Raw genomic sequence first — 13,259 nt, 5'->3', positions numbered from 1 at the left:
GGGTACGGCTCAGCGCCAGTACGAGGTGCAGCGGTCGCGGTGGGCACGGAAGGCCTTGACCGGATCGCGCGACAGGTAGTGCCAGGGCGCCTCGGTCACGCAGCCGTCCAGCGCGTCGAACAGCAGGCGCGCGGTCTTGGGCTGGTCGGCGAGGGAGAAGGCCATCGCGAAGGCGTTGAAGCTCGCCTGCCAGCCGCGCACCGGCACGAAGTCGGGGTGCAGGACGGACCGGAAGGCCGCCTCCTGGAGCCCGGCCACCACGGCCGGGCTGGTCAGGTAGGCGCGGTCCTCTCCGTCCGGCAGGGCCAGCCACTGCTCCAGGTGCGCGAGTGCCACCAGCTCGCCGAGGGGGCTGCCCTCGGGGGCGGCGAGCATCGCGGAGCGGGCGAACTCGTGCATCTCCTCGTGCGAACCGCCCCACTTGGCGCTCAGCTGCTGCAGCCGGATCCGGTGCGAGCCGGCGTTCCCGGGCGCCCGGCGCACCGCGGCCTCGAAGCGGCAGGCGGCGACGTCCGGGCCGAGTGAGGCTCCCAGGGCGCTCATCTGCAGGAAGTTCCAGGGGGCGTGCCAGGACGGCTCGCGTTCGGCGGCCTCCAACAGCTGCTCCTCGGCGACGTCCAGGCGCTGGTGGAACACCTTCCACCCCTCCTCGGTGACGTCCTTGGCCCGGGCGGCCGTCCGGGCCTCCCAGCCCCAGACGACGTGCCGGGCTCCGGACAGCAACAGCAGCAGGGTGTCGTCCGGGGTGTCGGCCAGCGCGCGGGACGTCCACTGCTCGACCCGGGGCACGTCGGACATCGCCCCGACGAGGAAGGACAGCTCAGCGCCGTCGGCGGCGGCCAGCGTGGGGCGCAGCGCGGCCCAGTCCCCGGCGGCGGCCTGCCGGAGCGCCAGGCGCGCCGACTCGTCCCCGTACGTCGGGTCGAGCCGCGGCTCGGCGCTGCCGGTGGCGGCGGGCGATCCGGCGCCCCGGCGGCCGAAGCCGAACCCGCGCCGCCCGGCCCGGTCCTGCGCGCCCTCCCCGCCGGAGCGGCGTCGGAACAGCGGCATGTCTGGCCCCCTCGAACGTCATCGGCATCTTTCGCATGGCCGCACGATGGCCACGAGATAGGTACATATCACGGTCGACTGACATCCGTTTGCCCAGCCCAGCGCCCCGGCCCGCGCGGGGGGAGGGAGCAGCGGGCCCTCAGCCCACGCCGAGCCCGGCGTCCGGCGCCTTGCCGCTCTGCGCCTGCTCGATCCGCTTGACCAGCATCACCGCGAACTTCCGCGTCGCGGCCACGTCCACCGGACCGCCCTCGCTGGTCACGCTCGCCACCACGGTGCCCGAGCGCACCACGATGCCGACGCCCTCGCCCTCGGCCAGCGGCCCCTGGAAGGCCTGGCTCTCGCTGCCCAGCGCCGGGGTGTCGACCTTCTTGAACGGCCCCGCGGAGTACGAGGCGTAGTTCTCCTTCAGCCGCTGCGCCGCCGCGTCCCGGCTGGGCAGGGTGTCCACCAGGAAGCGGACGACCACGTCCCCCGAGGAGAACCGGACCGACCCGCTCAACGGCTTGCCGGCGCAGGAGGCGGCGGCGGCACCGGTGCAGGTGACCTTGTGGTCGGCGGTGTCGACCCTGCGCTTCTCCTCCTCCCACCCGGCCATCGCCTTGGCGTCCGGCAGCACCTGCCCGACCACCTTGTCGTCCAGCAGCGCCGTCTCCAGGTCCCCGCGAGGCGCTTCCGCCGCGGCCGGGGCCGGCGCGGAGGCGGGCGCCGAACCCGCCCCGGGCGCGGAGGGCGCCGCCGGGTCGGGCGCGCCCCCGGCCGGAGCGGAGGCGGACGCCGCAGCCGTACCCGCCGCAGTCGTCCCCGCCGCCGGGCTCGCCGCGGACGAGGCCGCAGACTCCGCCGCGCCGGCGCTCTTCGACCCCCCGGAGGAGCACCCGGACAGCACGCCCGTCAGCACTCCGGCCGCCGCCACCGCGGCGAGCACCCGCCGACCACCCATCCCCATCGCCCTCCCTAGGCCTGTCAGTGACCCCTCAAGATAGCGACCGCCCCGCTGCCGAACACCGGCGGGGCGGTGACCGCCCCGGTCACCGCCCCGCCGTACTGCTCGGTCGTCCTGCCCTACCGGTGGATCAGACCGCCGGAGCCGGGAAGGTCGGGTACTCGACACCCGAGATGTACTGCACGACCCGGACGACCTGGCACGAGTAGCCGAACTCGTTGTCGTACCACAGGTACAGGATCGCGTTGTCGCCCTCGACCTTGGTCGCGCCGGCGTCCACGATCGAGGCGTGGCGCGAGCCGATGAAGTCGCTGGAGACCGCGTCGGGCGAGTCGGTGAAGTCGATCTGACGCTTCAGCGGCGAGGTCAGCGAGATGTCCCGCAGGTAGTCGAGGACCTCCTCGCGGTTGGTCTCGCGCTTCAGCTGCAGGTTCAGGATCGCGATGGACACGTCCGGCACCGGCACGCGGATCGAGCTGCCGGTGATCTTCGCCTTGAGGTCCGGCAGGGCCTTGGCGACGGCCGAGGCGGCACCGGTCTCGGTGATCACCATGTTCAGCGGCGCCGAGCGGCCGCGACGGTCGGCCTTGTGGTAGTTGTCCAGCAGGTTCTGGTCGTTGGTGAACGAGTGGACGGTCTCCACGTGGCCGCGGACCACGCCGTACTCGTCCTCCATCGCCTTCAGCGGCGGGACGATGGCGTTGGTGGTGCAGGAGGCGCAGGAGATGATCTGCTCGTCCGGCTTGATCATGTCGTGGTTGACGCCGTGCACGATGTTCGGCACGTCACCCTTGCCCGGGGCGGTCAGCACGACCTTGGCGATGCCGGGGCGCAGGTGCTTGGACAGGCCCTCGCGGTCGCGCCACTTGCCGGTGTTGTCGATCAGGATCGCGTCCTTGATCCCGTACTCCGTGTAGTCGACCTTGGTCGGGTCGTCGGAGTAGATCACCGTGATCTCGTTGCCGTTGACGACGATCTTGTTGTTCGCCTCGTCGACGGTGATCGTGCCCTGGAACTGGCCGTGGATCGAGTCCCGGCGCAGCAGCGAGGCGCGCTTGACCAGGTCGTCGCCGCCGCCGTTGCGCACGACGATGGCCTTCAGCCGCAGACCGTTGCCGGACGCCTTCTCGATCAGCAGGCGGGCGACCAGGCGGCCGATGCGGCCGAACCCGTACAGCACGACGTCCTGCGCGGACCGGCGCTCCAGCTTGTTCTCACCGGTGGCACCGGCGACGGCCTGGGCGGTGAACTCCTCCACCGACAGGCCGTGGTCGTCCGCCCGGTAGGTCGAGGCGAGCATCCCGAGGTCGATCTGCGAGGGGCCGAGGTCCAGGGTGGTCAGCGCCTCCAGGAACGGCATGGTCTCGGTGACCGAGAGCTCCTCGCCGGCTATCTGCCGGGCGAAGCGGTGCGTCTTGAGGATGCTGACCACCGACTTGTTCACCAGGGACCGGCTGTGGAGCAGGACGGTGACGTCCTTCTCCCGGTGCAGCCGCCCGATGATCGGGATCATCGACTCCGCGATCTCCTCGCGGTTCTTCCAGTCCGTGAACACGTCGTCGTTGACAGTCACAAGTCCATCTTTCGAGCTGAGGGTGTTGCCCACATGGTAGCTTCGCCCGCCCGCGCCCCGACCGCCGGTCCCTCCCCGGCCCACCCCGCCCGAGCCCCCGACCTGCGCGTTCCCCCCCATCCCACCCCCGAAGGTGATCACCGCCACCCTGGGCAGGGGCCGGCGAGTGCCGATACGGACGAGGCCCTCGACCCGTCGGGGACCGACGCGAACCGCCCCTTCGGGAGAATGACCGCAGGCGGCCGGCGTACCGCACGGCGCCGGCACGTCCGTCGAGAACCAGGCAGGAGAGGCACAGTGCAGAACCGCTTACGGATCGTTCTCATGTCCTACGGCGCGAAAGGGTTCGCCAACCTCCAGGCCCCGTGCACCGAGGCGGGCCATGAGACCGTCGCCTACGTGTGCGCCGCATCCGCGGCAGGAGCAGCGGTCGGCGACGTTCTTTCGCAACTGCCACCGGGGGTCGATCTGCTGCTGCCGCACAGCACCGCCGGCCTGGCACATGCCTTGTCCGGCTACCGACCGGACCTGGTGGTCTGCAACGGGTTCCCGTGGAAGCTGCCGGCCGAGGTCCTGCGCGTTCCGCGCCTCGGTGTGCTGAACGTCCACCCCTCCCTGCTGCCGCGCCATCGCGGACCGATGCCGATCCACTGGGCCGTTCGGCACGGCGATCCCGAGACCGGCGTGACGATCCATTGGATGGACGAATCGTTCGACACCGGACGAATTCTCGTCCAGCGCGGAGGCGTCGTCCTGCCGGATGACCTGGACGGCGACAGCGTGTTCGCGGAGATCCAGGCCCTTTCGCGCGAACTTCTCCCGGAAGCGTTGGAGCTGGCCGCCGGCGGGCACCCGGGCACTCCTCAGGACCGGGACGGTGCGACCTACGAGGGCCTGATGGGGCCGCTGTGCGCGGTCATCGACTGGTCGGCGAGCCGCCGTGACGTTCACGACCTCGTCCGCACCTTCCGGGTCGGGTTGTTCCCCGTCCCCGGTCCCCTCGCCGTTGTCGACGGCCGCTGGGTGGCCGTCCTCAAGTCCCGTGTCGAACCCGGTGACGGTGTACGCATGGAGTGCGCGGACGGCCCGCTGTGGATCGTGGAATCGGTCCCCGTCCCGGCTCGGGACGTCTGGCTCTCCGCGGGCTGACTCAGGCACCCTCACCCAAGGCGCTCGTCAACCGGTCACGCCGGTGCAGCGCGGACGGGTCGGTGAAGCCGCCGAGCAGTGTCAACGCCTCGCGCCTGTGCTCCCGCACGACGTCCGCCGCCTCGCCCATGGCCTCCAGCGCCTCGGCGAGGTGGCAGAGGGCCTCCGCCCACTGCCACCGGTCGCCCAGGTCGCGGTGTACGGCGATGGCACGACGGTGGAACTCGCTCGCTTCCTGGGCTTGGCCGAGTTCGAGGTACGTCAGGCCGGCACCGTCCCAGGCGAGTGCTTCGCGACTGCGGTCACCGAGGCTGCGTTGCAGGACGGCGGAACGCTGGTAGGAGGCGAGGGCATCGGCGAGTCGGCCCGCCACGCGTTGGGTGTGTCCGAGCTGCGTCAGCCAGTACGCTTCCGCGACGGCGCTGTTGAGGTCCACCGCGAGGTCGACCGCGTGCCGGGCACTGTCCAGCGCCTCGTCCGTCCGCTCGCCTTCGAGCTGGATCCGGCTGAGGATGCGCAGTGCGTTGCCCTCGGCCCGGCGGTCGGCCACCTCGCGGAACGACTCCAGGCCTGCGCGCGCCACCCGCTCCGCGTCCGCGAGTCGGCCGAGCGCCGCTTGGACCTCGGCGAGGTTGACCGCTGTCCTCGGCTCCCAGTAGGTGTCGCCGAGGGCCTGGAACAAGGCACGCGCTCTCTCGAAAGCCTCCTGAGCGTCGGGCAGTTGGTGTCTGCGCAACCGGAGAAGGCCGAGTCCGTTGAGGGTCAGCGCTTCGCCTGCCGGGTCGTCGAGCTCACGGCGGATGGCCAGTGCTGCCTCGTACTGTTCGGCAGCCTGATCGAGGCGACTGGACTGGGTGTACGCCATGCCCAGGCTCTCGTGCAGCTCCGCCTGCGCGTGCCGATCGTTGCCGCGCCCTGCGGCCTCCAGGCCCAGGCGGGAGGTCGCGAACCAGTCCTGGAAGGTGTTGCGTTGCATGTAGAAGGCTCGGAGGACGACGGCGAGCTGCCAGACATACGAATCCAGGCCCAGAGCGGCCGCAGTCCGCGTTGCCGACGCGAGGTTCTCGCGCTCCGCCTCGAACCACCCCCTCGCGGCAGCTTCATCGCCGAAGGCCACGGGCTCCACCTCGGAGTCGAGTGGCGCAAGCGCGACACGGGGCTCGTGGGGAGCGATGTGTGCCTGAGCCGCATCGGCCGCGTGGAGATACCAGGCCAGCACCCGCCGGACTGCCCGCTCGCTCTCCTCCGGCTCCTGCTCACGCCTCACCTGGTCGACGGCGTACGCGCGCAGCAGGTCGTGGAACCGGTAGCGGTCCGGCGCGGTCTGCTCCACCATGTGGCCCGCGACGAGCCCATCGAGTAGACGGCCCGTTTGCCGGACGGTGCCGGCGACCAGTGCTGCGGCAGCCGCAACACTGAACTCGCCGGTCGGGTGGAGGCCGAGCATGCGGAAGAGCCGCGCCGCGTCGGCGGGCAAGGCCCGGTACGACCAGGCGAAGACGGAACGAACCGCCTCCGACTCCTCCTCGTCCTCACTGGACAGCGCATCCCACAGGCTGGACTCGTCGCGAAGGTCCTGGATCAGGTCGTTCAACAGCATCCGCGGCCGGCCGGCCGCGCGTTCGGCCGCGATGCGCAGGGCAAGCGGCAGGCGGGCACAGAGCCGCGCCAACTGCGCGAGCTCGTCCGGATCGTCCCCGTTGCGGTAGTCCGCCGTGACCTCTTGCAGCAGCTCGACGGCGTCATGCTCCGCCAGCACCTCCAAGGTCAGGTGCCGGGCTCCCTCGCGCACGCCGAGACCCGAGAGACGGTGCCGGCTGGTCACCACGACCAGGCACCCCGGAACGCCGGGCAGCAGCGGGCGGACCTGGGCGGCGCTTGAGGCGTTGTCCAGGACGATCAGCATCCGGCGACCCGCCACCAGGGATCGGTAGGTGGATGCCATGGCCTCAGGGTCGGTCGGTATCGCCGCCGCAGGCACGTCGAGCGCACGCAGGAACCGTTCCAGCACCTGTGCGGCAGCCACCGGCTCCTGCGGATCGTAGCCGTGCAGGTTCGCGTAGAGCTGCCCGTCCGGGAATCGTTCGCGGACGGCGTGCGCCCAGTGCAGGGCCAGCGAGGTCTTGCCGACCCCGGCGGTGCCGGTGAGCACCAGGACCTGGGCCGAGGGCGGGTGCTCGGCCAGGAGGCGACCCATGGCCTCTTGTTCCACGGACCGGTTGACGAAACCTCGGACGCCTGTGGGAAGTTGCCAGGGCACGGGCTCGCCGTGCCGGGTAGTGGCGTTCGGTGGCACGGCGTGGATGTGGACCGGCCCTTGAATGTCCCGGGCCTGCACGACGTGCCCGGTGGAGGACCCCGACAGCGACGAACTGACCCTGCCGGGGGATGCCTCGGGCACCTCTCGCTCCACCCCTCAGCGCTCCACCGGGAGCCGCGCCATGAAGGTCTCGATGTCCTCGCCCTGGTCGTACAGGCGGGAGATGAACTCCGCGACTCGATCCCGGGCCGCGTGGTCCACGTAGCGGGTCGCACCGTTCAAGATGCCGGCCTCGTCGTACGAGATGTCGTAGACGGTGTCCGGCCCCAGGGTGACGAGCTCCGGGAGCGGCCTATCAAGTTCGTACGGCGCGATCAGCTCGGGGCCGACCACACGGATCAGCTCGCCACATTGGGCACGCACCCTCAAGACCTCCAGCTCCCACGCCAGATAGGGAATCAAGGGGAACTCGACGACGCGCACACGCAGCAGCCGACAGGCATGGTCGGTGGCCAGCCGGGAAAGCTGGAGCAGGTCGTCACGCCTGGCCTCGATCAGCTCCCACGCCTTTGATCGATCCCCCTCCAGATAGGCGCGCCAGCTGGCGTCCTCGGGCTGCTGGAAGTCCTGGCGGCGTTCCAGCTTCCACGAGTCGTAGCCATCGACCGCGAAGTCCCGCTGGCGGAAGTCTGCTTTGTACTCTGCCTGGGGGAGGCGGTCACCCGACACGCCACCGAGGAGGTCACGCATCAGGCAGGTCCGCCTTTGCGGAGAGCAGCGTGATCCGAGGGATCACCACGAGCCGCTCGCGCTCGTTGATCGCCGCGCCCTCAGGGAGTCCAGGCCGGTAGACCTCGGTCAGGTCCCGGCCGATGACCGCGATGTCCCCGTTGTCGAGCTCCCAGATGTCAGGGCAACCATCCCGATCGCCTGTAGTACCCAGCTCGGCCGGTGACTTGCCCAGGCGCCGAGTCAGCACTGCGTCCGGATCAGCGCCCCAGGGCTGACTCATCATGCCTCCAGAAAGGTTGCGTGAGCGGTCGGCTACACACCGTACAAATCCACTCAGCTCTACGTCAATGCATCCGCCTGGGCCAACTGCCGCCCCACGCCCGTACGCTGTCGGCCGGTGCCGGACACGCGGTTCCGTGCACGACCGGCTGAAGGGGAGTCATGCGGGCGCAGGAGATCACGTTCCTCAAACTGGTGCAGGGCGAGAAGCAGTTCCAGGTGCCGCTCTACCAGCGGACGTACAGCTGGGAGCGACCGCAGCTGCAGCAGCTCTGGGACGACGTGTCCGAGCTGGTGGAAGAGCACACCGGCGGCAGGGCGCCGGCTGCCCACTTCCTCGGCTCCGTCGTCCTCGCGCCCGGCCACATCCAGGCCGGCGGCGTCCAGCGCTGGCTGGTGGTCGACGGCCAGCAGCGGCTCACCACGCTGATGCTCGCCTTCACCGCACTGCGCGACCACTACAAGACGACCGGGGCCGAGCGCGCCGCCGACCGGGTGCACCGGCAGATCCTGGTCAACGAGTTCCACGAGGAACTCGACCACTACCGCCTCCTGCCCACCCAGGCCGACCGGGAGGGCTACACCGCGTGTGTGGAGTCCTCGCCGAAGGCCGGCGGCGCCGGCAACATCGGCACCGCGTACCGCTTCTTCCTGGGCGCCCTGGCCCAGGGCGCGGACGAGCACGGCGCCGACTGGGTTGTCGCCGTCGAGACCGTCCTCAAGGACCTGCTGTCGATCGTCGAGATCACCGCCCAGGACGGCGACAACGTCTACCGGATCTTCGAGTCGATCAACAACACCGGCGTCGGCCTCAGCCAGAGCGACCTGCTGCGCAACTACGTCTTCAGCCTGCTGCCGAAGCGCGGCGAGCGGGTGTACCGGGAGCTGTGGCTGCCGATGCAGCAGGAACTCGGACCGAAGAACCTCGAACTCCTGGTCTGGCTCGACCTGGTGGTGCGCGGACACGGCAAGGCCAAGCAGAGCGAGATCTACCGCGAACAGCAGAAGCGGCTGGACGGCCTCAAGAACGACGAGGAGGCGTTGCAGCGGGAGATCCAGCTGCTCGCCGAGCGCGGAAAGCGACTGCGCCGCATCCTGAATCCCGAGCTCGAAAGCTCGGGCGCGCTGCGCAACGCGCTTGAGCGGCTCGGGGCTTGGGGTGGGCAGACGCACTACCCGCTCGCGCTCCACCTGCTCGACCTGGTCGAAGCCGAACGAGCCACGGCGGAGGAAGCAGCCGAGGCGCTGGGCTACGTCGAGTCGTACCTGGTGCGCCGGATGATCTGCCAGGTTCCGACGAACAACCTCAACCGGATCTTCATGGACGCCCCCAGGGAGCTGGAGACGGACCGCTCCCCCGCCGAGGCCGTACGCCGGCTGCTCTCCGGCCCTCGCCGCAAGTGGCCCTCGGACGAGGACCTGCGCGCGGCCATCCGTACCAAGCCGTTCTACTGGAGCGGGCGTTCCACCCAGCGCTTCCACGTGCTGCGGCGGCTGGAGGAGAGCCACGCGGCGAGCGAGCCGGTGGACTTCGAGAAGGCAGCGCTCACGATCGAGCACGTGCTGCCGCAGCGTCCGCCGCAGGCGTGGTTCGATCTGCTCGCCGAGGAGACGGAGGACGGGCAGAGCCCGAAGGAGCTGCACGACCTGCTGGTGCACACCCTCGGGAATCTGACGCTGTCGGGCGAGAACTCCAAGCTCTCCAACCACCCGTTCGAGCGAAAGCAGCAGCTCCTCGATGCGAGCGCGCTGCGGATGAACCAGGAGATCGCCGCCGCCGAGGGCTGGGGCAAGGCGGAGATCCTGGCCCGCGCCGACCGGCTTGCCGAACGGGCCATCGGCCTGTGGCCGTCTCCCCTCGGAGCGGTGAAGACGGTCGGCGACGAATGGCCGGGCTGGGCGGACCTGCGGGCGGCTCTTGTCGCGATGCCCAGCGGCACCTGGACCACGTACGGCGACATCGGGGAGCTGATCGGCCTCCACGCGATCGGCGTCGGCAACCACCTGGCCACCAAGCCCGGGGTGGTCGGCGCGTACCGGGTGCTGAACTCGGACGGCCGGGTCTCCCCCGGCTTCCGTTGGCTCGACGACGAGCGGACCGAGACCCCGCAGGAGATCCTGGAGCAGGAGGGCGTGCCCTTCGACGAGGCCGGCCGCGCACACCGCCCGTGTCGACTGACCGCTCCCGAACTCGCCACCCTGCTCGGCCGCGACATCTCGGCGGACAGCCAGCATGACCCGCTGCCCGACCCAGAGAACGCCGTGGCGGCGGAGCGTTTCCGGTCCCAACTGGAAGAGAACCAGTCCCCTATCCTGAAGGCTCATGTGCAGGCCGCCATGTACTTCTGGCAGCAGCAGGGCGGTCACTTCGAGTACGGCCGCTCCGAGGAGACCAGCTGCTTCCCGATGCTCGACACCGGAACCGCCTCGCAACCGCACCTGCTGTGGCCGCTCGCGATCTACCCGGTGTCGGGGACGGCGGAGGTGGTCTTCCAGTACCTGAAGGACCGCAGTCCGTTCGACGACACCGAGGTGCGGCGGGAGCTGCTGCGGCGGCTGAACGAGATCGACGGGATCGAGCTGTCGGAGGCGAAGCTGGACCTCCGGCCCTCGTTCCCGCTCCAGGTGTTCGCCGATCACCCGGAGGAGATCCGCGCGGTGCTGGAGTGGTTCATCCACACGGCCGCGCTGGAGCTCGCGCAACGCGCCTGAGCCGGATCGCCGCGCTGCCGAGCCGAGTTGGTGACTCGGCTCGGCCGCGCGCGGCGCGGATGCCGTCAGGCAAGGCGGTGTTCCCATCGCAGAGCGGGCTCGTCACCGATCCAGTAGGCATGCGCCCGGGGCGTGACCTGGAGGCGGACGGCGCTGACGTCCGGCCGTCCGGCTTCCTGCCAGGCGGTGAGCGCGCCCTCGATGGCGTCCCACAACGCGACGGGACCGCCTTGGCGCACGGTCCAGCCGTCGCCGCTGTCGCCGAGCTGAGCGAAGGACTCCCGCTCGACGTCGAACAGGTACACCGTCTGCTCGCCGCCGTCGGCGATGGCCTTGACCAGCTGGGCGCCCGGTGCGGCGAGCTGGGCGAGGAAGGCCGGTGTCCACTCCTCCAGCAGTTGCGGGGAGATCGAAGTGTGCCGTTCGGTGTCGGTGTTGTCCGAGCAGACCGTCCCCGGTCACGGTCCAGGTCGAGTAACCGGCGGTCTCCAGCGCGGCGTCCGCCCGGGCGGCCACATCGGGGTCCACCTCGACGGTGGTGACCTGGTCTTCGCCGAGCCGGTGGCACATCAGCGCGGTCGAGTACCCCGTCCCGGTTCCCACCTCCAGGACGGATTGGCCGTCCTCGATGTCCAGAGCCTCGATCATGCCGACCACGGTCGCCGGGATGGTGGAGGACGATGTCGGGAAGCCACGCACCGGCTCAGCGATCTGGTCGGCAGTCAGGTGCCCGTCGAGCTGAGTGACGAGTGACTGGTCGCTGTAAGCGATGTCCACCCATTCCTTCGGGTCGGCGCCGCGCGCGGTCACCGGCTGCCACCGGCCGTCGTCGGTGGGCAGGAACACCCCGGGCTGGAGGAACAGTTCTCTCGGAACGGTCTCCACCGCCGCTCTCCAGGCCGGGCTGGTCAGGTCGCCGTTCAGCTCGAGGCGGTCGGCGAGCGCGCGACGCTCGGCCGTGGTGTCCGGAGTCATGGTCCTCCTTGGGTGAGAAGGTCGGCGAAGGCGGCGGTCAACGACAGGCCGGTCTCGTCCTCCAGCCAACCCCACTGCCCGTTCGGATTCAGCTCAAGCCACCGGTAGTCACCCGCGCGATCGACGGCGAGGTCGAAGCTGCCTGACGCCAGGCCGAAGTGCTCCAGGTACGCCACCAGGGCCATGGCCAGCCGGTCCGGCAGATCGACGACGCTGTAAGTCAGCGCGCTGTAGTCCCTGCGCCGAGTTGGGGACTCGGCTCGGCCACGCGCGGCGGGCGGGTCAGGCGGGTATACGCCGGGTCGGGTTGTCGTGGCTGGGTTCGGGCTCGGCGGGCTCCTCCGACCCGGGCATCCTGAGGGCGGTGATGGCACCCAGGGCGACGGTGGCGAACGCGAGCGCGAGGAGGACGGTGAAGGCGGCGCCGACCAGGAAGGCGCCGGGGCCGGATCGCATCACTCGCTCCCCTCGATGTCGCGGAGGAGATGGAGGAGGTTGAGCAGAGTGCTCACGGGCGCGTTGCCGAAGTCGACGAGGATGCGGCCGTCGAGGGTGGACTCGCCGGCCGAGGCGGAGCCCCAGAGGAGTCCGTACGGCATTCCGCGTCGATGCAGTTCGCCCAGGAGGGCCGTGATGTGCGGGGCGGTGTAGTCGCGCATCCGGGGGTCGTCCGGTGCGGCGGGTTCGCGGGTCACGCGAGGGTGTCCAGCTCGTACCAGACGGTTTTGCCGCGCTTCTGGGGGTCGATGCCCCAGCGGTGGGTCAGGCCCTCGACGAGCTGGAGGCCCCGACCGCTCTCGGCGAAGTCGGCGGGGGTCCGCTGCTCCGGGAGCGCGTCGTTCTCATCGGAGACGGTGACCCGGAGGGTGCCGCCGAGGAGGGAGTAGAAGACGACGGGGCAGGCGGTGTTGCCGTGCCGCCAGGCGTTGACGAGGAGCTCCATGAGGGCGAGCTCGGCGTTGAAGATCGTCTCGGGGTCCCAGCCGTAGCGGGTCAGGGTGTCCCGGAGGGACTGGCGGGAGAGGTCGAGCGAGGGGGTGTTACGGGTGCACACGGGAACCTCCGTGAGGCTGTGGTGTGGGAGAGGTGACGACGGATGCGTCGCCGTGAGCCAGGCCAGGGCGCGGCTGGTTGATGCCGCGCATGGCTGCTCTGCGGTGCGAGGGCAGGAGGCGCCTACTGCCCGGGAGGCAGACGTTACTGACGCTCCGTCGGATCGATCTGCATCGACGGTATCGCGGATCCATGAGAAATTTTCCATGGATCTGGAATGTTCCCTCTAGGACCAATACCAGTGACTTAAGGTTCTGCCTTGTAGAGCCTTGGTCGGTGGGTTGGTGGGAGCGGTGCGGTAGTGCGGGGCGATGCTGACGGCTTCGGTGGGGTTCCGGGTGGGCTGTGGCCAGAGGCGGTGCTTGGCGCGTTTGACGCCGAAGTTGGACATCTTGCGTTTGACGACGCGTGCGTTGGAGCGTCTGCGGCGCGGGGGCAGCAGGTGGCGTGCTATCTCCCGTAGGCCGTCGGCGAGGGCCGTGGCCAGGCGTTCAGGGGGAAAAGGCCGCTTGCGCGGTCACTTGGCGACG

General features: G+C 70.2%; 11 protein-coding genes and 2 pseudogenes. 2 read left to right on the top strand and 11 right to left on the bottom strand.

Annotated features, from left to right (window positions below):
- Window positions 1–9: 9 nt before the first annotated feature.
- The 3 genes from ACIRRH_RS25945 to ACIRRH_RS25935 form a co-directional block, all read right to left on the bottom strand.
- Window positions 10–1,050, bottom strand: coding sequence for a hypothetical protein (locus ACIRRH_RS25945; protein ID WP_403071876.1), 1,041 nt, complete (start codon window positions 1,048–1,050; stop codon window positions 10–12).
- Between the two features lie 139 nt (window positions 1,051–1,189).
- Complete coding sequence (locus tag ACIRRH_RS25940; protein ID WP_403071873.1) at window positions 1,190–1,993, bottom strand: hypothetical protein; 804 nt, start codon at window positions 1,991–1,993, stop codon at window positions 1,190–1,192.
- Window positions 1,994–2,126: 133 nt separating this feature from the next.
- The gene (locus ACIRRH_RS25935) at window positions 2,127–3,569 is read right to left on the bottom strand and encodes a glyceraldehyde-3-phosphate dehydrogenase (protein ID WP_403071870.1); all 1,443 of its coding nucleotides are present in this window, start codon (window positions 3,567–3,569) and stop codon (window positions 2,127–2,129) included.
- Window positions 3,570–3,797: 228 nt separating this feature from the next.
- Here ACIRRH_RS25935 and ACIRRH_RS25930 point away from each other — a divergent pair, with 228 nt between their 5' ends.
- Window positions 3,798–4,718, top strand: coding sequence for a methionyl-tRNA formyltransferase (locus ACIRRH_RS25930; RefSeq protein WP_403071867.1), 921 nt, complete (start codon window positions 3,798–3,800; stop codon window positions 4,716–4,718).
- A gap of 1 nt (window position 4,719) precedes the next feature.
- On the opposite strand, the gene ACIRRH_RS25925 is transcribed toward ACIRRH_RS25930, so the two are convergent.
- From ACIRRH_RS25925 to ACIRRH_RS25915, 3 genes are read right to left on the bottom strand one after another with little or no spacing between them, the layout of a single operon-like run.
- Complete coding sequence (locus ACIRRH_RS25925) at window positions 4,720–7,119, bottom strand: ATP-binding protein (protein WP_403071864.1); 2,400 nt, start codon at window positions 7,117–7,119, stop codon at window positions 4,720–4,722.
- A 15-nt stretch (window positions 7,120–7,134) separates the two neighbouring features.
- Window positions 7,135–7,728, bottom strand: a complete 594-nt coding sequence (locus tag ACIRRH_RS25920; RefSeq protein ID WP_403071862.1) for a DUF6879 family protein — start codon at window positions 7,726–7,728, stop codon at window positions 7,135–7,137.
- A complete protein-coding gene (locus ACIRRH_RS25915; RefSeq protein ID WP_403071859.1) occupies window positions 7,721–7,990 on the bottom strand; it encodes a hypothetical protein in 270 nt (89 codons plus the stop codon). The genes ACIRRH_RS25920 and ACIRRH_RS25915 overlap by 8 nt, the downstream gene beginning before the upstream one ends.
- Before the next feature lie 161 nt (window positions 7,991–8,151).
- Here ACIRRH_RS25915 and ACIRRH_RS25910 point away from each other — a divergent pair, with 161 nt between their 5' ends.
- Entirely contained in the window at window positions 8,152–10,701 is a 2,550-nt protein-coding gene (locus ACIRRH_RS25910; RefSeq protein WP_403071856.1) for a DUF262 domain-containing protein, read from the top strand.
- Window positions 10,702–10,766: 65 nt separating this feature from the next.
- On the opposite strand, the pseudogene ACIRRH_RS25905 reads toward ACIRRH_RS25910, so the two are convergent.
- From ACIRRH_RS25905 to ACIRRH_RS25885, 5 genes and pseudogenes are all read right to left on the bottom strand, one after another.
- A pseudogene (locus tag ACIRRH_RS25905) lies at window positions 10,767–11,676 on the bottom strand (rRNA adenine N-6-methyltransferase family protein).
- Window positions 11,673–11,918: pseudogene (locus tag ACIRRH_RS25900) on the bottom strand (ATP-grasp ribosomal peptide maturase); the annotation flags it as partial. The pseudogenes ACIRRH_RS25900 and ACIRRH_RS25905, both read right to left, overlap by 4 nt.
- 40 nt (window positions 11,919–11,958) lie before the next feature.
- Entirely contained in the window at window positions 11,959–12,132 is a 174-nt protein-coding gene (locus ACIRRH_RS25895) for a hypothetical protein (protein WP_403071853.1), read from the bottom strand.
- Window positions 12,132–12,371, bottom strand: a complete 240-nt coding sequence (locus tag ACIRRH_RS25890) for a hypothetical protein (protein WP_403071850.1) — start codon at window positions 12,369–12,371, stop codon at window positions 12,132–12,134. Before ACIRRH_RS25890 ends, ACIRRH_RS25895 begins: the two co-directional genes overlap by 1 nt.
- Complete coding sequence (locus ACIRRH_RS25885) at window positions 12,368–12,730, bottom strand: ATP-binding protein (protein WP_403071847.1); 363 nt, start codon at window positions 12,728–12,730, stop codon at window positions 12,368–12,370. The genes ACIRRH_RS25890 and ACIRRH_RS25885 overlap by 4 nt, the downstream gene beginning before the upstream one ends.
- Between the last annotated feature and the right edge of the window lie 529 nt (window positions 12,731–13,259).

Source organism: Kitasatospora sp. NPDC101235, from assembly GCF_044767505.1.
Classification (GTDB): domain Bacteria; phylum Actinomycetota; class Actinomycetes; order Streptomycetales; family Streptomycetaceae; genus Kitasatospora.
This window is presented reverse-complemented; position numbering and strand designations above follow the sequence as displayed.

Excerpts from the sequence above, each read along its gene's own strand:
- ACIRRH_RS25945 (WP_403071876.1), bottom strand. The coding sequence starts at position 1,050 with ATGCCGCTGTTCCGACGCCGCTCCGGCGGGGAGGGCGCGCAGGACCGG.
- ACIRRH_RS25940 (WP_403071873.1), bottom strand. The coding sequence starts at position 1,993 with ATGGGTGGTCGGCGGGTGCTCGCCGCGGTGGCGGCGGCCGGAGTGCTG.
- ACIRRH_RS25930 (WP_403071867.1), top strand. The coding sequence starts at position 3,798 with ATGACCGCAGGCGGCCGGCGTACCGCACGGCGCCGGCACGTCCGTCGA.
- ACIRRH_RS25920 (WP_403071862.1), bottom strand. The coding sequence starts at position 7,728 with ATGCGTGACCTCCTCGGTGGCGTGTCGGGTGACCGCCTCCCCCAGGCA.
- ACIRRH_RS25915 (WP_403071859.1), bottom strand. The coding sequence starts at position 7,990 with ATGAGTCAGCCCTGGGGCGCTGATCCGGACGCAGTGCTGACTCGGCGC.
- ACIRRH_RS25910 (WP_403071856.1), top strand. The coding sequence starts at position 8,152 with ATGCGGGCGCAGGAGATCACGTTCCTCAAACTGGTGCAGGGCGAGAAG.
- ACIRRH_RS25895 (WP_403071853.1), bottom strand. The coding sequence starts at position 12,132 with ATGCGATCCGGCCCCGGCGCCTTCCTGGTCGGCGCCGCCTTCACCGTC.